We start from the raw sequence: 22,636 nt of genomic DNA, 5'->3' as shown, positions 1-22,636 counted from the left end.
CAAGGGGGTTTTTGTGCTGCGCAGCCACGACGCCGGCTCATTGCGGGTCACCGACGCCGGGCGCAGCGTCACGCTTGCCGGGTGGGTAGCGCGCCGACGTGATCACGGTGGCGTCATCTTCATCGACCTGCGTGATGCTTCCGGCGTGGCGCAGGTGGTGTTTCGTGACGCCGCCGTGCTGGAACAGGCGCACCGTTTGCGGGCCGAATTCTGTGTGACGGTCACCGGTGTCGTCGAGGTGCGTCCCGAGGGCAACGAGAATCCAGACCTGCCCACCGGTGCCATCGAAATCAATGCTGCCGAGTTGCGGGTGCTCAACGAGGCGGCGCCCCTGCCGTTTCAGCTCGATGAGTCTGCCGGCGAAGAGGCCAGGCTCAAGCACCGCTACCTGGACCTGCGCCGTGAGGGTGGCCCGGGTGCCGCGCTGCGCTTGCGTTCGGCGGTCAACGCCGCAGCCAGGTCGGTGCTGGCCGCGCAGGACTTCGTGGAGATCGAGACCCCCACGCTGACCCGCTCCACGCCGGAGGGCGCCCGCGATTTCCTGGTTCCGGCGCGTTTGCAGCCCGGTTCGTTCTACGCGCTGCCGCAAAGCCCGCAACTGTTCAAGCAGCTGCTGATGGTGGCCGGGATGGAGCGTTACTACCAGATCGCCCGTTGCTACCGCGACGAAGACTTCCGTGCGGACCGTCAGCCTGAGTTCACCCAGCTGGACCTGGAGATGAGCTTCGTCGACGCCGAGGACGTGATCGGTATGGCCGAACAGGTACTCAAGGCGCTGTGGGCACTGATCGGTTACGACCTACCGTTGCCGCTGCCCCGGATGACCTACGCCGACGCGATGCGGCGGTACGGCTCCGACAAGCCCGACCTGCGATTCGGTCTGGAGCTGGTGGAGTGCACGGAGTTCTTCTCCGAAACCACCTTCCGAGTTTTTCAGGCCCCCTATGTGGGTGCCGTCGTCATGCCGGGTGGGGCCTCGCAGCCGCGGCGCACCCTCGACGGTTGGCAGGAGTGGGCCAAGCAGCGCGGGGCCAAGGGGTTGGCGTACGTCTTGGTGGGTGAAGACGGCGAGCTGTCCGGGCCGGTGGCCAAGAACCTGACCGACGCCGAGCGCGCGGGGCTGGCCGGGCACGTGGGTGCCGCGCCGGGGGACTGCATCTTCTTCGCGGCCGGACCGGCCAAGCCGTCGCGGGCGCTGCTCGGTGCGGCTCGGGGCGAGATCGCCCGTCGTCTGGACCTGATCGCTCCGGACGCCTGGGCATTCACCTGGGTGGTTGATCCGCCGTTGTTCGAGCCGGCCGGAGACGCGACCGCAGCCGGTGATGTGGCCGTCGGCTCCGGGGCCTGGACCGCCGTGCACCACGCCTTCACCTCTCCCAAGCCGGAACACGCCGACCAGGTGGAGACGGACCCCGGTGCGGTGCTCGCCGATGCCTACGACGTGGTGTGCAACGGCAATGAGATCGGTGGCGGCTCGATCCGCATTCACCGCCGCGACGTTCAGGAGCAAGTCTTCAAAGTCATGGGCATCGATGAGGCAGCCGCCAATGAGAAGTTCGGCTTTCTGCTGGATGCCTTCAGCTACGGTGCTCCGCCGCACGGCGGGCTGGCGTTCGGTTGGGACCGCGTGGTGGCACTGCTGGCGGGCGTCGAATCGATTCGTGAGGTTATCGCGTTCCCCAAGTCCGGGGGCGGTATCGACCCGCTGACTGACGCTCCGGCGCCGATCACCGCGGCTCAGCGCAAGGAAGCCGGGATTGACGCAGTGCCTGCGCCGCGCTGAGGCAGATCTCTAGACAGCAGCACGACGGTCGATAAAGCTGCAGCTATGGATTCGACCGAGTTCGCTCGCTTGGTGGTGGCCAACATGCCGTTCGCGGCGGCGCTGCAGATCGAGATCGGCGAGCTTTCGCCGCAACAGGTCCGTGCGACCATGGCCTGGGCTCCGGAGCGCTGTACCACCGGCGGAATGCTGCATGGTGGGGTGCTGATGGCGTTCGCCGACACCGCCGGGGCGGTGTGTGCGGTGGTCAACCTGCCTCAGGGCGCCAGCACCTCGACCATCGAGTCCAAGACCAACTTCTTCCGAGCGGTGCGGGGCGGCGTTGTGACGGCGACCAGTGTGCCCCTGCATGTCGGGCGAACAACGATCGTCGTGCAGACGGATCTGAACGACGACAACGGCAAGTTGGTCGCCCGGGTCACCCAGACCCAGGCGGTGCTGTCGCCGAACCCTACGTAGCCGCGTTCACCAGAACGGCTTGAGCAGCTGGCGCATTGCCGGCGGCACATAGCCTTTTACCGACGACGGGAATACCCGACCCGGTCCGCAATGCGGCCAGGCATAGGGGCCCTGTTCGTCGAGGACTCTATTGGCCACCGCGATCTGTTGCTCGCGTGACGCTTTCGCCGGTGATCCCACCCCGCCGAACGCGCGCCACGTCGACGGCTTGAACTGCAGGCCGCCATAGAACCCATTCCCGGTGTCGGCGGCCCAGTTGCCGCCCGATTCGCATTGTGCGACGGCATCCCAGCCCATCGCCATGTTGTCCGCATGGGCTACCCCTGACGAAGTCAATAGCGTGCCCACAATCCCCCCGGTGACCAGCCCCGACGTCGTCCAATTAAGGTGGCGCCGCCCGAACTGCACGACACGCCGTGCCGTGTTCCGGTGCATATCACAACCTCCGTGATAGGTGTATATCAGTGAGGCCTCAGAGCATAACGCGATAAATGATGAAATTGCACATTTCAGTCACCTAAAGATGTAAATGAGTTTGTTGTTATAAATTGAGGCAAAAGTTAACTACAGTTGTTTGAGTTAACGAAGTTGTTATTGTTACGTATGTTGCGAGAGATCTCTTAGAAATTAAGAGAATATTGAGTGTCTAGTGTTACTAGAGTGGTGCATGGTGCCAAAGTTGCTGATGTGTAGCTGACAAGGTGCCGGGTGCCGGTCTGAAAAAATCGGCGGAATCGCGCAGACGGTTCAGCCGCCGCACGGCCGAAGGCCCCTAAGCTGCCTCGGGTGGCCGACCGCTATGGAACCGACATCCTCGCCGACAACCCGCACGCCGCCCGCAGAGTCCGCTCCATTGAGGTACCGGTGGAACGCGGGATGGTGGTCGAAGACGCGCAAACCGGCTACGTCGGCGCCGTGGTCCGGATCGCCTACGGCCGGATGGACCTCGAGGATCGCCACGGCCGCACTCGGGGATTCCCCGTCGGCCCCGGCTACCTGATCGATGGCCGGCCGGTGATTCTGACCGAGCCGAAGCTGGCGGCCCCGACGGCGCCGGCCCGCACCGCGTCGGGTTCGGTTGCCGTACGCGGTGCACGCGCCAAGGTCGCGCTGGCCAGCAGGATCTATGTGGAAGGCCGCCACGATGCCGAACTCGTCGAGCAGGTCTGGGGTGAGGATCTGCGGGTCGAGGGGGTCGTGGTGGAGTACCTCGGCGGAATCGATGACCTTGCCGGCATCGTTGCCGAATTCCAGCCCGGGCCGGGCCGCCGGCTGGGAGTCTTGGTCGATCACCTCGTTGCGGGTTCTAAAGAGACCCGCATTGCCGAGACCGTGCGCCGCGGGCCGGGCGGCGGGCACACCCTGATCGTCGGGCACCCTTACGTTGACATCTGGCAGGCCGTCAAACCCGGGCGGCTGGGGTTGTCGGCCTGGCCCACGATTCCGCGCAACGTGGAATGGAAGCACGGAATCTGCGCCGCGCTGGGCTGGCCACATAACGGCCAAGCCGACATCGCCACGGCCTGGCAGCGGATCCGGGGCCGGGTGCGGGACTGGACCGACCTGGAGCCGGAGCTGATCGGCCGGGTCGAGGAACTGATCGACTTCGTGACGCAACCCGCCGGTTAGCGATCCTCGACGCAGGAGAGGTGAAGCTGGACCGGCGAAGTGATCTGCCGGTTCGGCCGAATCGGGCCACTGAGGCCGCCTCAGCCGGTTGGATGACAGGCATGAAAACAATTGCCGCCGTGGCACATGCGCCTAACCAGCCTTTCGAGATCATGGAGCTGGAACTCGACGGGCCTGGTCCGGGTGAGGTGCTGATCAAGTTCACGGCAGCCGGGCTGTGCCATTCGGACCTGCATCTGGCTGATGGTGACTGGCCGTCCCGGTTTCCCATCGTCGGTGGCCACGAGGGATCGGGGATCATCGAGGACGTCGGGCCCGGCGTCACCAAGGTCCAGCCCGGCGATCATGTGGTGTGCTGTTTCATCCCCAGCTGTGGCAGCTGTCGGTACTGCTCCACCGGCCGGCAGAACCTGTGCGACATGGGGGCCACGATCCTGGAGGGCTGCATGCCCGACGGCACCTTCCGATTCCACTCGGGGGGAACCGACTTCGGCGGGTTCTGCATGCTGGGGACCTTCGCTGAGCGGGCGACGGTCTCGCAGCACTCAGTGGTCAAAGTCGACGACTGGTTGCCGCTGGAGACCGCGGTGCTGGCCGGTTGTGGGGTGCCCACCGGCTGGGCGACAGCCAACTATGACGGCGGCGTACGCGCCGGAGACGCGGTGGTGGTCTACGGCATCGGCGGGGTCGGTATCAACGCCGTGCAAGGTGCTGCGCACGCGGGTGCCAAGTATGTGGTGGCAGTAGACCCCGTGGAGTTCAAGCGCGACACCGCGCTCAAGCTGGGGGCCACTCACGCCTTCGCCACAGCTGCGGAGGCGATGGACAAGATCGCCGAGCTCACCTGGGGGCAGATGGCCGATCAGGCGCTGATCACCGTCGGCGACCTGGGCCAGGAGGTCACGACTGCCGCGATCAATACTGTTGGAAAGGGCGGCACGGTCGTCATCGCGGCGATGGCCCGATTGGAAGATCTCGACGTGCAGGTATCGGGCACCATGCTGGCTCTGTTCGGCAAGACCATCAAGGGCACGCTGTTCGGAGGAGCCAACCCGCAATACGACATTGTGCGACTGCTGCGGCTTTATGATGCCGGCCAGCTCAAGCTCGACGAGCTGATCACCCGTCGCTACACCCTGGAGCAGGTCAATGAGGGGTACCAGGACCTGCGTGAGGGTAAAAATATCCGCGGGGTGATCGTGCACCGCTGATGTGTGTGGTGCCGCCGGGGTGGGGGACGGCGGCCGACGGTCGAGCGTGGTATGCCTGAAACCGTGTCCGATGGACTGTTCGACCTGACTGGTGCCCCGCCGCCAACGCCCGGTGCCGGTGCATCGACCCCGCTGGCGGTACGCATGCGCCCGGCGAGCCTCGACGAGGTGGTTGGTCAGGACCACCTGCTGGGAGCGGGTTCTCCGCTGCGTCGCCTGGTCGACGGTTCTGGCGCGGCTTCGGTGATCCTCTACGGCCCGCCGGGTACCGGTAAGACCACATTGGCCTCGCTGATCTCCGGTGCCACCGGCCGGCGCTTCGAAGCGCTCTCCGCGCTGAGCGCCGGAGTGAAGGAAGTGCGTGCCGTGATCGACACGGCGCGGCGCGCGGCCGCCTACGGCGAGCAGACCGTGTTGTTCATCGACGAGGTGCACAGGTTCTCCAAGACCCAGCAGGACGCGCTGCTGGCCGCGGTGGAGAACCGGGTGGTCCTGCTGGTGGCCGCCACCACCGAGAACCCGTCTTTTTCTGTGGTCGCACCGCTCCTGAGCCGATCGCTGATACTGCAGCTGCGGCCCCTGGAGCCCGACGGCATCGCAGCGGTGGTGCGTCGCGCCGTCGAGGACGACCGCGGGCTGGGTGGCCGTGTGGCGGTCGTGCCGGATGCGGTGGACCTGTTGGTTCGGCTGGCCGCCGGTGACGCGCGCCGTGCCTTGACCGCGCTGGAAGTGGCCGCTGAGACGGTGGCGGCAACAGGGGAGCCGGTGACCGTCGAGGTCGTCGAAGGATCCTTGGATCAAGCTGCTGTGCGCTACGACCGCGACGGCGATCAGCATTACGACGTCACCAGCGCGTTCATCAAGTCGGTGCGGGGTTCCGACGTCGACGCCGCGCTGCACTATCTGGCCCGGATGCTGGTGGCAGGGGAGGACCCGCGGTTCATCGCCCGCCGGCTGATGATCCTGGCCAGCGAAGACATCGGGATGGGTGATCCGACTGCTCTGCAGACCGCGGTCGCCGCCGCACAGACCGTCGCGCTGATCGGCATGCCCGAGGCGCAATTGACGCTGGCGCATGCGACCGTGCACCTGGCGACCGCGCCGAAGTCGAATGCGGTGACCACCGCGTTGGGTGCGGCGATGGCCGACATTCGGGCCGGTAAGGCCGGCGCGGTCCCGGCTCACCTGCGGGACGGGCACTACGCGGGTGCGCAGGCTCTGGGCAATGCCGTGGGTTATCGCTACGCCCATGATCATCCCGACGGCGTTGTCCCACAGCAGTATCCACCCGATGAACTGGTGGGAGTGGACTATTACCAACCCACCGGTCGGGGTGCTGAACGCGAGATCGGCGGTAGGTTGGCCCGGCTGCGGGCGATCATCCGCCGGCGCGGCTGATCGCCGGGTGGCTCGTGCGACGCTGTGTCTGATCGCGGCACGCGGGTGGCCCCTACCCTGGAGACATGAACACCGAAGTGCTCGCCGTCGACACCTCACGGCGACGTACCGTCGACCTCACCGAGCAGTTGCGTTCGTTCTGTGCGGGAAACGGCGACGGACTGTGCAACGTCTTCGTGCCTCATGCGACCGCCGGGGTAGCGATCATCGAGACCGGTGCCGGCTCGGACGCGGACTTGGTTGACACCCTGGAACGGCTGCTGCCGCGCGACGATCGCTACCGACACGCACACGGTTCGCCGGGGCACGGGGCCGATCATGTCTTGCCGGCCATTGTCGCGCCGTCGATCACAGTCCCCGTCGCCGAGGGTGAGCCGTTGCTGGGCATCTGGCAGTCCGTAGTCCTTGTCGACCTGAACCGCGACAACCCTCGCCGTAGCGTCCGACTGAGCTTTGTCGGCGCCGTCACCACCTGAGGGTCCTTGCCTGCCGAGAACACGATCGGCAGCCCGGTACTGTAGTGCCGTCTAAATGGGCGAGACGGCGGGAAGCGGTAGATAGTGCAGACACACGAGATCAGGAAACGCTTCCTCGATCACTTCGTGAAAGCGGGCCACACCGAGGTGCCGAGCGCATCGGTGATTCTTGATGACCCCAACCTGTTGTTCATCAACGCCGGCATGGTTCAGTTCGTGCCGTTCTTCCTGGGCCAGCGAACCCCGCCCTATGCCACCGCCACCAGTGTCCAGAAGTGCATCCGCACCCCGGACATCGATGAGGTGGGCATCACCACCCGGCACAACACCTTCTTCCAGATGGCCGGGAATTTCTCGTTCGGCGACTACTTCAAACGCGGCGCGATCGAACTGGCCTGGACGTTGCTGACCAACAGTGTCGCCGACGGCGGATACGGGCTGGACCCGCAGCGCCTGTGGGCCACCGTCTATCTCGACGACGACGAGGCGATCGCGTTGTGGCAGGACATCGCGGGATTGCCGATTGAGCGGATTCAGCGTCGCGGGATGGCCGACAATTACTGGTCGATGGGCATCCCCGGTCCGTGCGGCCCGTCGTCGGAGATCTACTACGACCGTGGACCCGAGTTCGGCGTCGACGGCGGCCCGGTGGCCAACGAAGACCGCTATATCGAGATCTGGAATCTCGTGTTCATGCAGAACGAGCGGGGCGAAGGTACCTCCAAGGAGAACTTCGAGATTCTCGGCCCGCTGCCCCGCCAGAACATCGATACCGGGATGGGAGTGGAGCGGGTTGCGTTCCTGCTCCAGGGTGTGAACAACGTCTACGAGACCGACCTCGTCCGCCCGGTCATCGACCTGGTGGCCACCCGCGCTCCACGTGGCTACAACAGCGGCAACGACGCCGACGATGTCCGATACCGGATCATCGCCGACCACTCCCGCACCGCCGCCATCCTGATCGGTGACGGCGTAAGCCCTGGCAACGACGGCCGCGGCTACGTGCTGCGCCGGCTGCTGCGTCGGGTGATCCGCTCGGCCAAGCTGCTGGGTATCGAAGGTCCGATCGTCGGCGAACTGATGGCCACCGTGCGTGACGCGATGGGCCCCTCCTATCCGGAACTGGTCACCGACTTCGACCGGATCAACCGGATTGCGGTCGCCGAGGAGACCGCGTTCAACCGCACCCTGGCCTCGGGCTCCAAGCTGTTCGAGGACGCCGCGGCGGCGACTCGATCCGCGGGGGTCACGGTGCTCTCGGGAAGCGACGCCTTCGCCTTGCACGACACCTACGGTTTCCCGATTGAACTCACCCTGGAGATGGCCTCGGAGGCCGGACTGCAGGTCGACGAGGCCGGGTTCCGCAGCTTGATGGCCGAGCAGCGTCAGCGCGCCAAAGCCGACGCCGCCGCGCGCAAGCACGCACATGCCGACCTGAGCGCCTACCGGGAACTGATCGACGCCGGGCCCACCGAGTTCACCGGGTTCGGCGAGCTCACCACCGAAGCGCGCATCCTGGGCATCTTCGTCGACGGCAAGCGCGTGCCGGTGGCCTCCCACGAGGACGTTGCCGTGGACAACATCGAGCTGGTGCTGGACCGCACTCCGCTCTACGCCGAAGCCGGCGGGCAGATCGCCGACGCCGGCACCATCAGTGCCGGAACTGCGCGGGCCGCGGTCACCGACGTACAGAAAATCGCTCAGACACTGTTCGTGCATCGGGTCACCGTCGAGTCCGGCGAATTCGTCGAAGGTGACACCGTCACCGCGGCGGTGGACCAGGCCTGGCGCAAGGGCTCTACTCAGGGGCATTCCGGTACGCATATGGTGCACGCCGCGCTGCGGCAAGTGTTGGGGCCCAACGCTGTTCAGGCTGGTTCGCTGAATCGGCCGGGCTATCTGCGATTCGACTTCAACTGGCAGGGCGCGCTCACCGACGATCAGCGTCAGCAGGTCGAAGAAGTCACCAACGAGGCGGTCCAGGCCGACTTCGAAGTCCACACCTTCACCGAGGACCTGGAGAAGGCCCGAGCCATGGGTGCCATGGCGATGTTCGGCGAGAAGTACCCCGATCGGGTACGCGTCGTCGAGATCGGCGGCCCGTTCTCGATGGAGCTGTGCGGCGGTACGCACGTCCACAACTCGGCGCAGATCGGCCCGGTCACCATTCTGGGCGAATCGTCGGTGGGTTCGGGGGTCCGCCGCGTCGAGGCCTATGTCGGATTGGACTCGTTCCGTCATCTGGCCAAGGAGCGGGCGCTCATGGCAGGCCTGGCCTCTTCGCTGAAGGTGCCCTCGGAGGAAGTGCCCGCTCGGGTGGCCACCTTGGTCGAGCGCCTCAAGGCCGCCGAGAAGGAACTGGACCGCGCCCGGCTGGCGACCGCGCGAGCGGCTGCGGTGAATGCGGCCGCTGGCGCCGAACAAATCGGTAACGTGCGCCTGGTGACGCAGCGGATGTCCGGGGGTATCGGCGGTGGCGACCTACGTTCGCTGGTCGGCGACATCCGCGGCAAGTTCGGCGAGGAGCCCGCGGTGGTGGCACTGATCGCCGACGGACAGGACAGCGTCCCCTACGTGGTCTCTGCCAACGTCGCAGCGCAGGAGCTCGGTCTACGCGCCGACGACCTGGTCAAGGAACTGGCGGCCGCGGTAGCCGGTCGCGGCGGCGGCAAGGCGGACCTGGCGCAGGGCTCCGGGAAGGACGCCTCTGGAATCGATGCCGCGCTGGCGGCGGTCCGCGCGGCGGTCGCCCGGAGCGCTCCGGCGTGACCTCACCCCACCATCGCACCCCGGACCGTCCCGGCGGGCCGGACGATCCCGGCCGCGGGCGACGGCTCGGGGTGGATGTGGGCAGTGTGCGCATCGGGGTGGCCTGCAGCGATCCCGACGGACTGTTGGCGACCCCGGTCGAGACCGTGCGACGGCATGCATCCGGTTCGCACCTGCGGCGGCTGGCTGATCTGGCCGACGAATATGACGTCGTCGAAGTGGTTGTGGGCCTGCCCCGGACGCTTGCCGATCGGGCTGGGTCTGCCGCCGAGGACGCCATTGCGATGGCCGACGATCTGGTTCGGACACTGGCCAAGCGTGGCCGGAACGCCCCGGTGCGGTTGGCCGACGAGCGTCTCAGCACGGTCAGTGCGGCGCGGGACCTGCACGCGGCCGGGGTGCGCTCCAAACGTCAACGCTCGGTGATCGACCAGGCTGCCGCGGTGACGATCCTGCAGAGCTGGCTCGACCAGCGCCGGGCCCTGATCTCACCGGCCCCGGCAGTGCCGACGGAGGACAACGATGTCTGACGAACAACGTGGGACGGCTCACGACACTGCTCGAAGGAAGGCCCGACCCACCGCGGTTGGACCGCCGCGGCGCAGGATGAGCCGGACTCAGCGGGCCCGGGAGAATCGGCGGCAGCGCCAGCACACCCGGAACCGCCGGATGGCACGCGGCCTGGGCGTCGCGCTGGTCACCTTGGCCGCGATCGCGGCCGTCTTCCTGGGCTCGAAGTTCTGGCACGCCGGTGGCCCGGGGGCGGACTTCACCGGCGACGGGGGCCAGCAGGTCTTGATCGAGGTGCACGAGGGAGACTTCACCACCGCGATTGCCGAAACAATGCTCGATGCGGGCGTGATCGCCAACGTCGGTACCTTCCTGTCCGCCGCGCAGGGCAACGCCGCAATCGCCGCGATCCAGCCGGGGTTCTACCGTCTGCAGGCAGAGATTCCGGCCGCCACCGCAGTGCAGCAGCTCACTGATCCGGAGAATCGGGTAGGCAAGCTGGTGATTCCGGAGGGCCGTCAGCTTGACGACACCGCCGACATGAAGACCGGCCGGGTCACCCCTGGGGTGTTTTCGCTGATCGCCGAGGCGAGCTGTCTGGACCTCAACGGCGATCGCACCTGCCTGAAAGCTCCAGACCTGCGCCGTGCGGCGGAGACCGAGTCGCCTCAGGCGCTGTCCGTGCCGGAATGGGCATTGGGGCCGGTCACCTCAATGGGCGGTGACCATCGCCGTATCGAGGGCCTGATCACAGCGGGCACCTGGAACGTCGACCCGACCGCACCGGCACCGACGGTGCTGTCGAAGCTGATCAGCCAGAGCAGCGCGGAACTGGACAAATCCGGTCTGCCCGCCACCGCCGAGCAGTTGGGCATGACTCCCTACGAAATGTTGGTGGTGGCGTCGCTCGTCCAACGCGAGGCCCTGCCGCACGACTTCGCCAAGGTGGCACGGGTCATCGACAATCGGCTGGGCGAACCACAGCGGCTGGAGTTCGACTCGACGGTCAATTATCCGCTGGACCGCCAGGAGGTGGCCACCACCGATGCCGATCGGGCCAAGGTAACGCCGTGGAACACCTACGCCTCCGATGGTCTGCCGGCTACGCCGATCTGCTCGCCGGGAATGGATGCGCTGCGCGCCGCCGAGCACCCCGAACCCGGCGACTGGCTGTACTTCGTGACGATCGACAAGGACGGCACCACCCTGTTCACCCATAACTATCAGCAGCACCTGAGCAACATCGAGATGGCGCTGGACAACGGTGTCCTCGACAGTTCCCGCTGACCCCGGGCCCCGCCGCGCCGCGGTGTTGGGGTCGCCGATCGCTCACTCGCGCTCACCGCAGCTGCACTTGGCGGCCTATCGGGCGTTGGGCCTGTATGACTGGACCTACGAGCGCATTGAGTGCGGTGCCGAGGAGTTGCCGGCGCTGGTCGCAGGTTTCGGGCCGGAATGGGTCGGCGTTTCAGTGACCATGCCGGGCAAGTTCGCGGCCTTGGCCTTCGCCGACGAGCGAACGCGGCGCGCCGAACGCATCGGCTCGGCGAACACCCTGGTTCGCACCGCAACCGGCTGGCTGGCCGACAACACCGACGTCGACGGCGTGAGTGGAGCGCTGCGTTCGGCAGGACCGATTTCGGGTGCGGCGATCGTGCTCGGTTCGGGCGGTACCGCACCAGCCGCGGTGGTGGGCCTGGTCGAGCTGGGAGTCGGTCACATCACGGTGGCCGCCCGCAATGCCGACAATGCCGCCAGGGTGGTCGAGCTGGCCACCGATGTCGGAGTACCGACCCGATTCTGCGCGCTGGACGATCCCGCACTCGCCGAGGCGGCAGCGGCCGCATCGGTATTGGTCAACACCCTTCCGGCCGAGGTTGCAGCCCGCTATGCGGGGGCCCTGGCGGGTGTTCCGGTGGTCTTGGACGCGATTTACGATCCGTGGCCGACCCCGCTGGCCGCCGCGGTGAGCGCCGCGGGCGGCACGGTGATCAGTGGACTGCAGATGTTGCTGAATCAGGCGTTCACTCAAGTCGAGTTGTTCACCGGCCGGCCTGCACCCCGCGCGGAGATGACTTGCGCCATCGCCGACCCGGCTTGAACATGACGGCGTGGACGAGGCGGCCGCGGGCCTGGCGCTGGTCTGGCTGACCCTGCTCAGTGGTTACGACATCCGACAACGCCGGCTGCCGAACTGGTTGACGCTGCCGGGTGCAGTGATCGTGCCGGCCGTGGCAGTCGCGGTCGGTCGGGGCCCCGCGGCACTGGCAGGGGCGGCGGTCCTGAGTGGGATCTACCTGATAGTCCACCTGATCGCACCGCTGGGATTGGGTGCCGGCGACGTCAAGCTGGCTGTCGCTCTTGGTGCGCTGACGGGTTCTTTCGGTGCTGACGTGTGGGTGCTGGCCGCGGTGACGGCGCCGGTGCTGACCGGGTTATGGGGGGTCGCGGTGGTACGGGCGGGCCGTGGGACCAGAGTGCCTCATGGGCCCGCGATGTGCCTGTCCAGCGCGTTGGCAGTGGCCCTGGCAATGAGCTGACCAGCGAAGGGGTGCAGCTGGTGGCCGGTGTCGGGCTGTGTGAGAGCAAATTAACGCCGAATGTGATCTTGCCAGAAAACGTTTGCCGCTCAGGCCGCTATCAGGTAATATCGAGCGTAGTGAACTGTTGACCGGTGTCTAGCCAGAGGAGGTAACTGTGAAGCGTTCTGTGATCGGTGCCGCCGCAGCAGGTGCCGTTGTCGTCGGCGGAACCCTGCTCGCCAGCACCATGGCCTCGCCGTCCCTGCCTGACGTGCAGGTGCCGGCCATTCAGTTGTCCAGCGCCGAAGGAAGCGACGCCACCGTGCAGTGGCTCGACCTCTTTGCGCAGACCTCATCGGCCAACGCGGATGCGTTCGGCGGCTACCTGCTCGACCCCAGTGCCTCCGTCGGTCCCGGGGAGACTCCCTTGGTGTTGATCGATCCGCAGAGCGCTGCTGAAGACTTCGACCAGATCCTCGATGGTGTGGTCGGTCATGCCGGCAGTCAGCTCAACGCCGTGACTTCGCCGAGCAACGGTCCCGATGCCGTCACCTATCTGATTCTCAAGAACGGTTCCTGAACCGGCTGAACCTCATCGCGGGGTGGCCGGGCCGGATCCAATCTCGGTCGTCGCTGCACTGCAGCTTCTGCTGCGCGCGACCTTAACCTCCTCCAGGCCCGGGCGGGCCTGACCGGCATGGGAAGATGGGACACGTGTTGCGTTGGATAACCGCCGGGGAATCACATGGTCGCGCGCTGGTGGCCATGGTCGAGGGCATGGTCGCCGGAGTGGCCGTCACCTCGGCTGACATTGCCACCCAACTGGCCCGCCGGCGCTTGGGCTACGGCCGCGGGGCCCGAATGAAGTTCGAGGCCGACGCGGTCACCGTGCTGTCTGGGGTCCGCCACGGGGTCACCCTCGGCGGCCCCATCGCCGTGGAGATCGGCAACACCGAATGGCCGAAGTGGGAGACGGTGATGTCCACCGATCCGGTGGACCCGGCTCTGCTGGACAGTGAGGGCGGCGCACGCAATGCCCCGCTCACCCGGCCGCGGCCCGGACATGCCGACTTCGCCGGCATGCTGAAGTACGGCTTTGACGACGCCCGGCCGGTGCTCGAGCGTGCCAGTGCCCGGGAGACGGCGGCGCGGGTGACCGCCGGCGCGTTCGCGCGGGCCTTCCTGGACCAGGCGCTGGGGGTACAGGTGATCTCCCATGTGATCTCGATCGGCGCCTCCGACCCCTACGACGGTCCGGTGCCACACCCCGCCGACCTGGCCGCGATCGATGCCAGCCCGGTGCGTGCCTTCGACAGTCGCGCCGAGGAATCCATGATCGCTGAGATCGAGGCGGCCAAGGCCGACGGTGACACCTTGGGCGGAGTTGTCGAGGTGGTGGTCTGCGGCCTGCCCATCGGGCTGGGTTCCTTCATCAGCGGTGACGATCGACTCGACAGCCAATTGGCTGCGGCGATCATGGGCATCCAGGCGATCAAGGGCGTGGAGATCGGCGACGGCTTCACCACGGCCCGGCGGCGCGGCAGTGCGGCCCACGACGAGATGTACCCGGGCCCCGACGGTGTGGTGCGTTCCACCAACCGGGCCGGCGGTCTCGAGGGCGGCATGACCAACGGCCTGCCGTTGCGGGTGCGCGCCGCGATGAAACCGATCTCCACCGTGCCGCGGGCGTTGGCCACCGTCGACATGGCGACCGGTGAGGAAGCGGTCGCGATTCACCAGCGCTCGGACGTGTGCGCTGTCCCGGCCGCCGGTGTGGTCGCCGAGGCCATGGTGGCGCTGGTCGTGGCGCGGGCCGCATTGGCCAAGTTCGGCGGTGACTCGCTGGCCGAAACCCGTCGCAACATCGAGGCTTACCGACGTTGCGTTGCCGACCGCGTGCCGACGGCCGACCAGGATCGGGCATCGGGGTAGGCGCGTGCGTAGGCCGCCGTCTCCTCATCTCTCCGTTGCGCATCGGCGGCGACGGTGACGCCCAGGGCGGTTCTGGTGGGGTTGCCCGGGGCGGGCAAGTCCACTATCGGGCGGCGCCTGGCCAAGACCCTCGACGTGGAGATGCTTGATACGGATGCGGCCATCGAGGCCCGGACCGGTCGCAGCATCGCGGACATCTTCGCGACCGATGGCGAGCCGGAATTTCGCCGCATCGAGGAAGAAGTCATTCGGGAGGCCCTGGCCGAGCACTCCGGGGTGCTGTCGCTCGGTGGCGGAGCCGTCACCACGCCCGGGGTGCGCGACGCGCTGGCCGGCCACACGGTGGTATTCCTGGAAATCACTGCAGCCGAAGGCGTTCGGCGCACCAGTGGCAGCACCGCCCGGCCCCTGCTCGCCGGTCCCGGCCGCGCTGAGAAGTTCCGCGAGCTGATGTCGCAGCGGGTGCCCCTGTACCGCCGCCTTGCCACGATTCGGGTCAACACCAACCGGCGCAACCCCGGTGCGGTGGTCCGCTATATCGTGTCTCGGCTGGAGACTGCGGCACCCGCCGGCGAGACGCCGCCGCAACCTGTGGCGCCCACGCCCACTGCACCGCCCACACCCGCCACCTTGGCCGCACGACAGACCGGAGGACGCAAGTGACCGACATTCCCGAGCCGATCACCGTGACGGTGGCCACCGACCCGCCCTACCCGGTGGTGATCGGCACAGGCCTGCTCGGTGATCTCGCCGGTCTGCTCGCGGGGCGTAACAAAGTCGCGATCCTGCACCAGCCGACACTGGAGTCGACCGCTGAGGGGATCCGAACGTACTTGGCGGACAAGGGGATCGAGGCGCACCGTATCGAGATCCCGGACGCCGAGGACGGCAAGTCGCTCCAGGTCCTCGGGTTCATCTGGGACGTGCTGGGCAAAATTGGCCTGGACCGGCGTGACGCGTTGGTCAGTCTCGGTGGCGGTGCAGCCACCGACGTCGCAGGCTTCGCCGCGGCGAGCTGGCTACGTGGCATCTCGATCGTGCACGTGCCCACCACGTTGCTGGCGATGGTGGACGCCGCGGTCGGCGGCAAGACCGGCATCAACACCGAAGCAGGCAAGAACCTGGTCGGCGCGTTCCATCAGCCGGCCGGCGTCGTGGTCGACCTGGCCACGCTGGAGACTCTGCCGCAGCGCGAGATCGTTGCAGGCATGCCGGAGATCGTCAAAGCCGGTTTCATCGCCGATCCAGTGATCCTGGACCTGATCGAGGCAGATCCGGTTGCGGCGATGGATCCGGCGGGGGAGGTACTCGGCGAGCTGATCAGGCGAGCCATCATCGTCAAGGCCGAAGTGGTCGCCGCCGACGAGAAAGAGTCGGACCTGCGCGAGATCCTCAACTACGGGCACACTCTCGCCCATGCGATCGAGGCGCTGGAGCATTACCAGTGGCGGCACGGCGACGCGGTATCGGTCGGGTTGGTGTTCGCAGCGGAGCTGGCCCGCATCACCGGACGTCTCGATGACGCGACCGCTGATCGGCATCGTTCGATCCTGCTGTCGCTGGGTCTCCCGGTGAGCTATTACGAGGACGCGCTGCCCGCCCTGCTGGAATACATGATGGGGGACAAGAAGAATCGGGCTGGCGTGCTGCGGTTCGTGGTGCTCGACGGACTGGCCAAACCTGGGCGCTTGGAAGGTCCCGACCCGATGCTGCTGGCGGCCGCTTACGACGAGGTCGGGCGGCGATTCCGATTGGAGCGGCGATGAACCGGATCAATGTCATCAACGGCCCCAACCTGCAGCGTTTGGGTCGTCGCGAGCCGGCTGTATACGGCAGCACCAGCTATGCCGATCTTGAGGCGCTGATCGCGCGGGAAGCCGCTGAACTCGGGGTGGACGTTGTGGTGCGCCAGAGTGACAGCGAGGCCGAACTCCTGGACTGGATTCATGCTGCAGCCGATGCCGCCGAACCGGTGATCCTCAACGCCGGCGGCCTGACCCACACCTCGGTGGCGTTGCGCGACGCCTGCGCCGAGCTGCCCGCACCACTTATCGAGGTGCACATCTCCAATGTGCATGCCCGCGAGGAGTTTCGCCGACACTCCTACTTGAGCCCAGTGGCCAACGGGGTGATCGTCGGACTCGGAGTAAGCGGCTACCTGCTCGCGCTGCGTTACTTGGCTGAGTCGTCAGACTGACTCTCGGCGACGCCGGTGTCCTCGATCACGGGGAACTCCGTGGTGACGTCGGCGTCGGCCGGGAACTCTTCGGTGGTGAAGCCGGCGGAAGGGCCGGCCAGCGTCGCGTCCGCGGCCGGAGCGGCAACGGCCTCGGTCTGCACGGCGCCGGTCTCTTCGGCGACTGCTGCGGGCGCTCCAACGGTGGCGAACACGTCGGTCTCGGGCTGGCTCTGCGCGGCTGCGGCCGGGACGGGGCGGCGCTCCGGGTGCTTCTCGTATTCCTTGTCGACGGCGCGGCGGCCCAGCGCCACCGCAGCCACCGCTACCACGAACACCAATAGCGCGGTGAAGGCCGCGAAGCTGGTCAGCTCGTTGAAGAACGAGCTGACGTAGAGCGCTTTGTCGAACTGACCGATGACCCACGCGACGAATCCGCCGAGCAGCCCGGCCGCCAGGCCGGCACCCAGCCAGGTCATCGCGAGGTCGTCGCGGCGGTCGGGGTCGGCGTGGGCCTTGGCGTCCTCGCGGCCGTCGGAACGGCCCCAGACGTAGACGCCGATGGCGAACAAGATCACCAACACCAGGCTGATCAAATTGGCCTGTGCCTCGAAGGCGTTGATCAGCACCCCCTGGATGAGGCGGATCACGACCATCAGTGCAGCGAAGACCAGCCCGCGCAGAAACCACTTGCTCATGGGGCCACAGCGTAGCGAGTACCGTCACCCCGCGTGACACATTCCTCCCGCCGGGCGCGTCTGAGTACCGAGATCCGCGCCGCCGGACTGGACGCCATGCTGGTCACCGACTTGATCAACGTGCGCTACCTGTCGGGATTCACCGGCTCGGCCGGCGCGCTGCTGGTCTATGCGGACGAACAGTCCCCGATACTGGCCACCGATGGCCGCTACCGCACTCAGGCTGCCCGGCAGGCCCCCGACCTGCAGGTCGCGATCGAGCGCAGTGGCGCCAGGCATCTGCTCACCGCGGCCGTCGCGGCCGGTGCGCGCCGCGTGGGTTTCGAAGCCCACGTACTCACGGTGGACGGTTTCGACGCACTTTCAGCGGCCATCGAGGCGGACGAAGCCGTCGATGGCAAGGGCGGTCGCGCCGAGCTGGTCCGGACCGCGAGCATTGTGGAGGCGTTGCGCGAGGTCAAAGACGCCGGCGAAGTGGCCCTGCTGAGGTTGGCCTGCGAAGCGGCCGACGCCGCACTGATCGCGCTCGTGGAGCGTGGCGGCCTGCGGCCGGGTCGGTCTGAACGTGAGGTCCGCCGGGAGCTGGAAGCCCTGATGCTCGATCACGGTGCGGATGCGGCGTCGTTCGAGACGATCGTGGCCACGGGTCCCAACTCGGCGATTCCGCACCATCGACCCACCGACGCCGTGCTGGCCGCCGGTGACTTCGTCAAGATCGACTTCGGTGCCCTGGTGGCCGGCTATCACTCCGATATGACCCGCACCTTTGTGTTGGGGCCGCCCGCGGATTGGCAGCGGGAGATCTACGACGTGGTCGAGGCCGCGCAGCGGGCCGGTCGCGAGGCCTTGCGGCCGGGCGCGAAACTGCGGGAGGTCGATGCGGCCGCGCGCACGGTGATCGCTGAGGCGGGCTATGGCGAGACGTTCGGTCACGGCCTCGGTCACGGGGTCGGGTTGCGGATTCACGAAGCGCCGGGAATCAATGCGGCGGCCGACGGTACACTGCTTGCCGGTGCTGTGGTGACCGTAGAGCCCGGCGTCTATCTTGCTGATCGTGGCGGGGTCCGTATCGAGGACACGCTCGTGGTCGCTGATACCGCCGGGCAGGCCCCGGACCTGCTGACTCGGTTCCCCAAGGAACTGACCATTCTCTAGGAGACGTGAACGACCATGGCTTCAACCGCTGATTTCAAGAACGGGCTGGTACTGGTGATCGACGGCCAGCTGTGGCAGATCACCGAATTCCAGCACGTCAAGCCGGGCAAGGGACCGGCCTTCGTGCGCACCAAGCTCAAGAACGTGGTGTCGGGCAAGGTCGTGGACAAGACCTACAACGCGGGCGTGAAGGTGGAGACCGCCACGGTGGACCGTCGCGACGCCACCTACCTGTACCGCGACGGCAACGACTTCGTGTTCATGGACAGCCAAGACTACGAGCAGCACCCGTTGCCCGAATCGCTGGTGGGGGACTCGGCGAACTACCTGCTGGAGAGCATGCTGGTGCAGATCGCCTTCCACAACGGGGTGGCGCTGTACCTGGAGCTGCCGGTCAGCGTCGAGCTCCTGGTGGCCCACACCGAGCCCGGTCTGCAGGGCGACCGCTCCAGCGCGGGCACCAAGCCGGCCACCATGGAGACCGGCGCTGAAATCAACGTGCCGCTGTTCATCAACACCGGAGACAAGCTGAAGGTCGACACCCGCGACGGCAGCTACTTGGGACGGGTTAACTCCTGACCATGCCCGCTGGCAAGCCGGTTAAAGGCCGGCACCAGGCCCGTAAGCGTGCCGTTGACGTGATCTTCGAGGCGGAGGCCCGGGGGTTGACCCCGGCCGAGGGCGCGGAGCTGCGAGCGACGCTGGCCCGTGAGCAGCCCGACGTGGCGGCGCTGCATCCCTACACCGTCACGGTGGCCAACGGCGTGACCACCCACAGTGCTCATATCGACGACCTGATCACCTCGCACCTGCAGGGCTGGAAGTTGGAGCGGCTCCCGGCCGTGGACCGTGCGATTCTGCGGGTCGCGATCTGGGAACTGCTGCATGCCGTGGATGTCCCGGAGCCGGTCGCCGTGGATGAGGCGGTGAAACTCGCCAAGGAGCTGTCGACCGACGAGTCGCCCAGCTTCATCAATGGCGTACTGGGGCAGGTGATGCTGGTGACACCGCAGTTGCGGGCCGCGTCGCTGGCCGTGCGGGGGGCGACAGCGCCTCTCGACGCCGATTCCGGCGTGGATTCCGACATCGACACCGACGAAGAGCCGGACTCGGACTCAGCGGACTGAATCGGCCCCGAGCCGCCACCGCACGGGCACACTTGCCCTATGAGTGAGGGCTGGGACGCACCGAATCGGAGACTGCGCGTGTCGGCGTTGGCGGCAGTGGCCAACCCGTCGTATTCGCGGGTCGACACCTGGAACCTGCTCGACGACGCCTGCCGGCAATTGGCCGAGGTCAACCGGGCCGGTCTGGACACCGCTCACCACGTGGCGCGGGTGAGACGTCTGCTGGACCGTCTCGGTGCCTACGAGCGCTATTGGCTGTTTCCCGGGGCGGCAAACCTGGCGGCGTTCCGCGGGCACCTGGACTCGATGGCGACGGTGTCGCTGTCCGAGCGGGTGTCGCTGGTGGTGCGGTTGTTGTCCGACTACGGCGATCGGGCCGCCCTGTTCGATCTCGGCCTGCCGCTGTCTGATCAGGAGCTGGTGGCACAGGCCCGCCAGCAGCAGTTCTACACCGTGCTGCTGGCCGACGATTCGCCGCCGGACGTTCCCGAGTGCCTGGTGGAAAGTCTCCGCCGGCTCCGTCATCCCGATGACGAAGTGCAGATCGAGCTGCTGGTGGTCTCCAGCGTTGAAGACGCGGTCACCGCCGTCGCGCTCAACGGCGAGATCCAGGCCGCGATCGTGCGGCACGACCTGCCACTGCGCTCCCGCGACCGGGTGCCGCTGATGACCACGCTGCTGGGCGCCGACGACGGCGCGGGGTCTGTCGGCTGCGGCCGCGATGCCATCGAGTGCGGTGAGTGGATGCGCCTGCTGCGCCCGCACATTGATCTGTACCTGCTCACCGACGAATCGATCGCCGCCGACACCGACGACGAGCCGGATGTCTACGACCGAAGCTTCTATCGGCTCAACGACGTCACCGACCTGCACAGCACGGTGCTGGCGGGCATCCGCAAGCGTTACTCCACACCGTTTTTCGACGCGCTGCGCGCCTACGCGGCCGAGCCGGTGGGGCAGTTCCACGCACTTCCGGTGGCCCGTGGCGCCAGCATCTTCAACTCGCGGTCGCTGCAGGACATGGGAGAGTTCTACGGCCGCAACATCTTTATGGCCGAGACGTCGTCCACCTCCGGTGGCCTGGATTCACTGCTGGACCCGCACGGCACCATCCGGGTGGCGATGAACAAAGCCGCAAAGACCTGGAACGCCCAGCACACCTACTTCGTCACCAACGGAACCTCGACGGCCAACAAGATCGTGGGGCAGGCCCTGACCCGGCCCGGAGACATCGTGTTGATCGACCGCAACTGCCACAAGTCGCACCACTACGGGCTGGTGCTGGCGGGCGCATATCCGATGTACCTGGACGCCTATCCGCTGGCGCCGTACGCGATCTACGGTGCGGTGGCATTGCGCACCATCAAGCGTGCGCTGCTCGACTTAGAAGCCGCCGGCCAGCTGCACCGGGTCCGGATGTTGTCACTGACCAACTGCACATTCGACGGCGTCGTCTACAACCCGCGCCGGGTCATGGAGGAGATCCTGGCGATCAAGCCGGATATCTGTTTTCTGTGGGACGAGGCGTGGTACGCGTTCGCCACCGCGGTGCCGTGGGCACGACAGCGCACCGCGATGGTCGCCGCCGAAGGGCTGGAGACCATGCTGGGCTCAGAGCATTACGCCAAGGAGTACCAGGCCTGGCACGAGAGCATGGACGGGATTGAGCGCGAGCAGTGGAGCGAGCATCGCCTGCTGCCGCACCCCTCGGCGCGGGTCCGGGTGTATTCGACCCACTCGACTCACAAGTCGTTGTCGGCGCTGCGGCAGGCGTCGATGATCCATATCCGGGATCAGGATTTCAATGCGCTGGCCCGAGAGTCGTTCGCCGAGGCGTTCTTGACCCACACCTCGACCTCGCCGAATCAGCAGTTGTTGGCCTCGTTGGACCTGGCTCGCCGGCAGGTGGACATCGAAGGCTTCGATATGGTCCGGCGGGTCTATGACATGGCGCTGGTGTTTCGCCATCGGGTCCGCAAGGACCGGCTGATCAGTAAGTGGTTCCACATTCTCGACGAGAGCGATCTGATTCCCGACCGGTTCCGGCAGTCGGCGGTCAGCTCGTACCGCCAGGTGCGCCAAGGGGCGCTTGCGGAGTGGAACGAGGCGTGGCGTTCCGACGAGTTCGTGCTCGACCCCACCCGGGTCACGCTGTATGTCGGCAAAACGGGGATGAACGGCTACGACTTCCGCGAGAAGATTCTGATGCAGCGGTTCGGAATTCAGATCAACAAGACGTCGATCAATTCGGTGCTGCTGATCTTCACCATCGGCGTCACCTGGTCGAGCGTGCACTACCTGCTCGACGCGCTGCGCCGGGTCGCCGGGGAGTTGGACCGCGCCTGGACCGCGGCCAGCAACGACGACCGGGCGCTGTTGCGGCGACGCGTTACCGAGATCACCGAAGACCTGCCGCCGCTGCCCGACTTCAGCGCTTTCGCGCCCGAGTTCCGGCCCGGCGGCTCCAGTCCCATCGGCGATATGCGTGCGGCGTTCTACGCCGGCTACGAGGAGTCTGACCGCGAGCACGTGCTGCTCGGGGACGCAGGTCGCCGGGTCGCCGACGGCAAGATGTTGGTTTCGAGCACCTTCGTCGTGCCCTACCCGCCGGGTTTTCCGGTGCTGGTGCCCGGTCAGGTGATCTCCAAAGAAATCCTGTACTTCCTGGCCGAACTCGATGTGAAGGAGATTCACGGCTACAACCCCGAGCTGGGACTGGCCGTGTTCACCCCCGAGGCGCTGGCTCGGTACGGGCAGGCCGCGGGGGAGGCGCCCGGGTCAGTACGCTGAC

General features: G+C 66.8%; 22 protein-coding genes. 20 read left to right on the top strand and 2 right to left on the bottom strand.

The genetic code is table 11. The features are described 5' to 3' along the window. Positions 1-13 precede the first annotated feature (13 nt). Positions 14-1,783: an aspartate--tRNA ligase gene (gene aspS / locus G6N09_RS00210; protein WP_083024870.1), complete on the top strand. Its 1,770-nt coding sequence runs from the start codon at positions 14-16 to the stop codon at positions 1,781-1,783. A 45-nt stretch (positions 1,784-1,828) separates the two neighbouring features. Next, positions 1,829-2,242 (top strand): PaaI family thioesterase, encoded by a 414-nt coding sequence (locus tag G6N09_RS00205; protein ID WP_083024867.1) that lies wholly within the window; start codon positions 1,829-1,831, stop codon positions 2,240-2,242. Between the two features lie 6 nt (positions 2,243-2,248). Here the strand turns inward: G6N09_RS00205 and G6N09_RS00200 are convergent, their stop codons facing one another. After that, positions 2,249-2,677 (bottom strand): transglycosylase family protein, encoded by a 429-nt coding sequence (locus G6N09_RS00200; RefSeq protein ID WP_083024865.1) that lies wholly within the window; start codon positions 2,675-2,677, stop codon positions 2,249-2,251. 351 nt (positions 2,678-3,028) lie between these two features. On the opposite strand from G6N09_RS00200, the gene G6N09_RS00195 reads away from it, so the two are divergent. The 14 genes from G6N09_RS00195 (at position 3,029) to aroQ (ending at position 16,886) form a co-directional block, all read left to right on the top strand. After that, positions 3,029-3,871, top strand: coding sequence for a DUF3097 domain-containing protein (locus G6N09_RS00195; RefSeq protein ID WP_083024863.1), 843 nt, complete (start codon positions 3,029-3,031; stop codon positions 3,869-3,871). 101 nt (positions 3,872-3,972) lie between these two features. Continuing rightward, on the top strand, positions 3,973-5,082 hold the full coding sequence (locus G6N09_RS00190; protein ID WP_083024969.1) for an NDMA-dependent alcohol dehydrogenase: 1,110 nt from the start codon (positions 3,973-3,975) through the stop codon (positions 5,080-5,082). A gap of 51 nt (positions 5,083-5,133) precedes the next feature. Next, on the top strand, positions 5,134-6,480 hold the full coding sequence (locus tag G6N09_RS00185) for a replication-associated recombination protein A (protein WP_083024861.1): 1,347 nt from the start codon (positions 5,134-5,136) through the stop codon (positions 6,478-6,480). 65 nt (positions 6,481-6,545) lie between these two features. Next, on the top strand, positions 6,546-6,956 hold the full coding sequence (locus tag G6N09_RS00180; protein ID WP_083024859.1) for a secondary thiamine-phosphate synthase enzyme YjbQ: 411 nt from the start codon (positions 6,546-6,548) through the stop codon (positions 6,954-6,956). 84 nt (positions 6,957-7,040) lie between these two features. After that, the gene (gene alaS, locus G6N09_RS00175) at positions 7,041-9,725 is read left to right on the top strand and encodes an alanine--tRNA ligase (RefSeq protein ID WP_083024857.1); all 2,685 of its coding nucleotides are present in this window, start codon (positions 7,041-7,043) and stop codon (positions 9,723-9,725) included. After that, complete coding sequence (gene ruvX / locus G6N09_RS00170) at positions 9,722-10,255, top strand: Holliday junction resolvase RuvX (protein ID WP_083024855.1); 534 nt, start codon at positions 9,722-9,724, stop codon at positions 10,253-10,255. Before alaS ends, ruvX begins: the two co-directional genes overlap by 4 nt. Continuing rightward, positions 10,248-11,522, top strand: coding sequence for an endolytic transglycosylase MltG (locus G6N09_RS00165; RefSeq protein WP_083024853.1), 1,275 nt, complete (start codon positions 10,248-10,250; stop codon positions 11,520-11,522). The genes ruvX and G6N09_RS00165 overlap by 8 nt, the downstream gene beginning before the upstream one ends. Then, positions 11,500-12,336, top strand: coding sequence for a shikimate dehydrogenase (locus tag G6N09_RS00160; RefSeq protein ID WP_083024851.1), 837 nt, complete (start codon positions 11,500-11,502; stop codon positions 12,334-12,336). The genes G6N09_RS00165 and G6N09_RS00160 overlap by 23 nt, the downstream gene beginning before the upstream one ends. Before the next feature lie 10 nt (positions 12,337-12,346). Further along, positions 12,347-12,775 (top strand): prepilin peptidase, encoded by a 429-nt coding sequence (locus tag G6N09_RS00155; RefSeq protein ID WP_083024849.1) that lies wholly within the window; start codon positions 12,347-12,349, stop codon positions 12,773-12,775. A gap of 157 nt (positions 12,776-12,932) precedes the next feature. Next, the gene (locus tag G6N09_RS00150; RefSeq protein WP_234806972.1) at positions 12,933-13,337 is read left to right on the top strand and encodes a hypothetical protein; all 405 of its coding nucleotides are present in this window, start codon (positions 12,933-12,935) and stop codon (positions 13,335-13,337) included. A gap of 125 nt (positions 13,338-13,462) precedes the next feature. Then, positions 13,463-14,689: a chorismate synthase gene (aroC, locus tag G6N09_RS00145; RefSeq protein ID WP_083024847.1), complete on the top strand. Its 1,227-nt coding sequence runs from the start codon at positions 13,463-13,465 to the stop codon at positions 14,687-14,689. 54 nt (positions 14,690-14,743) lie between these two features. Beyond that, a complete protein-coding gene (locus G6N09_RS00140) occupies positions 14,744-15,352 on the top strand; it encodes a shikimate kinase (RefSeq protein ID WP_083024845.1) in 609 nt (202 codons plus the stop codon). Between the two features lie 5 nt (positions 15,353-15,357). Next, complete coding sequence (aroB, locus tag G6N09_RS00135; RefSeq protein WP_083024965.1) at positions 15,358-16,455, top strand: 3-dehydroquinate synthase; 1,098 nt, start codon at positions 15,358-15,360, stop codon at positions 16,453-16,455. Next, complete coding sequence (gene aroQ, locus G6N09_RS00130; RefSeq protein WP_083024843.1) at positions 16,452-16,886, top strand: type II 3-dehydroquinate dehydratase; 435 nt, start codon at positions 16,452-16,454, stop codon at positions 16,884-16,886. Before aroB ends, aroQ begins: the two co-directional genes overlap by 4 nt. On the opposite strand, the gene G6N09_RS00125 is transcribed toward aroQ, so the two are convergent. Continuing rightward, positions 16,862-17,563 (bottom strand): B-4DMT family transporter, encoded by a 702-nt coding sequence (locus G6N09_RS00125; protein ID WP_170309969.1) that lies wholly within the window; start codon positions 17,561-17,563, stop codon positions 16,862-16,864. The two genes, aroQ and G6N09_RS00125, sit on opposite strands and share 25 nt — an antisense overlap. A 33-nt stretch (positions 17,564-17,596) precedes the next feature. Here G6N09_RS00125 and G6N09_RS00120 point away from each other — a divergent pair, with 33 nt between their 5' ends. Genes G6N09_RS00120 through G6N09_RS00105 form a run of 4 tightly spaced genes read left to right on the top strand, consistent with a single transcriptional unit; the run spans position 17,597 to position 22,635 of the window. Next, complete coding sequence (locus tag G6N09_RS00120; RefSeq protein WP_083024840.1) at positions 17,597-18,718, top strand: M24 family metallopeptidase; 1,122 nt, start codon at positions 17,597-17,599, stop codon at positions 18,716-18,718. A 15-nt stretch (positions 18,719-18,733) separates the two neighbouring features. Beyond that, entirely contained in the window at positions 18,734-19,297 is a 564-nt protein-coding gene (efp, locus tag G6N09_RS00115) for an elongation factor P (RefSeq protein WP_083024837.1), read from the top strand. 2 nt (positions 19,298-19,299) lie between these two features. Then, complete coding sequence (nusB, locus tag G6N09_RS00110; protein WP_083024834.1) at positions 19,300-19,845, top strand: transcription antitermination factor NusB; 546 nt, start codon at positions 19,300-19,302, stop codon at positions 19,843-19,845. 39 nt (positions 19,846-19,884) lie between these two features. Further along, on the top strand, positions 19,885-22,635 hold the full coding sequence (locus G6N09_RS00105) for an aminotransferase class I/II-fold pyridoxal phosphate-dependent enzyme (RefSeq protein ID WP_083024831.1): 2,751 nt from the start codon (positions 19,885-19,887) through the stop codon (positions 22,633-22,635). Position 22,636 lies beyond the last annotated feature (1 nt).

Origin of the sequence: Mycolicibacter minnesotensis (assembly GCF_010731755.1) — a bacterium.
Lineage (GTDB): Bacteria > Actinomycetota > Actinomycetes > Mycobacteriales > Mycobacteriaceae > Mycobacterium > Mycobacterium minnesotense.
Note: the sequence above shows the minus strand (reverse complement) of the source record. Positions and strands in the feature narration are given on the sequence as shown.

Bases quoted from the DNA above. Each gene is read 5' to 3' on its own strand.
- G6N09_RS00205 (WP_083024867.1), top strand. From the start codon at position 1,829: ATGGATTCGACCGAGTTCGCTCGCTTGGTGGTGGCCAACATGCCGTTC.
- G6N09_RS00200 (WP_083024865.1), bottom strand. From the start codon at position 2,677: ATGCACCGGAACACGGCACGGCGTGTCGTGCAGTTCGGGCGGCGCCAC.
- G6N09_RS00190 (WP_083024969.1), top strand. From the start codon at position 3,973: ATGAAAACAATTGCCGCCGTGGCACATGCGCCTAACCAGCCTTTCGAG.
- G6N09_RS00185 (WP_083024861.1), top strand. From the start codon at position 5,134: ATGCCTGAAACCGTGTCCGATGGACTGTTCGACCTGACTGGTGCCCCG.
- G6N09_RS00180 (WP_083024859.1), top strand. From the start codon at position 6,546: ATGAACACCGAAGTGCTCGCCGTCGACACCTCACGGCGACGTACCGTC.
- G6N09_RS00165 (WP_083024853.1), top strand. From the start codon at position 10,248: ATGTCTGACGAACAACGTGGGACGGCTCACGACACTGCTCGAAGGAAG.
- aroC (WP_083024847.1), top strand. From the start codon at position 13,463: ATGGGACACGTGTTGCGTTGGATAACCGCCGGGGAATCACATGGTCGC.
- aroQ (WP_083024843.1), top strand. From the start codon at position 16,452: ATGAACCGGATCAATGTCATCAACGGCCCCAACCTGCAGCGTTTGGGT.
- G6N09_RS00125 (WP_170309969.1), bottom strand. From the start codon at position 17,563: ATGAGCAAGTGGTTTCTGCGCGGGCTGGTCTTCGCTGCACTGATGGTC.
- efp (WP_083024837.1), top strand. From the start codon at position 18,734: ATGGCTTCAACCGCTGATTTCAAGAACGGGCTGGTACTGGTGATCGAC.
- nusB (WP_083024834.1), top strand. From the start codon at position 19,300: ATGCCCGCTGGCAAGCCGGTTAAAGGCCGGCACCAGGCCCGTAAGCGT.
- G6N09_RS00105 (WP_083024831.1), top strand. From the start codon at position 19,885: ATGAGTGAGGGCTGGGACGCACCGAATCGGAGACTGCGCGTGTCGGCG.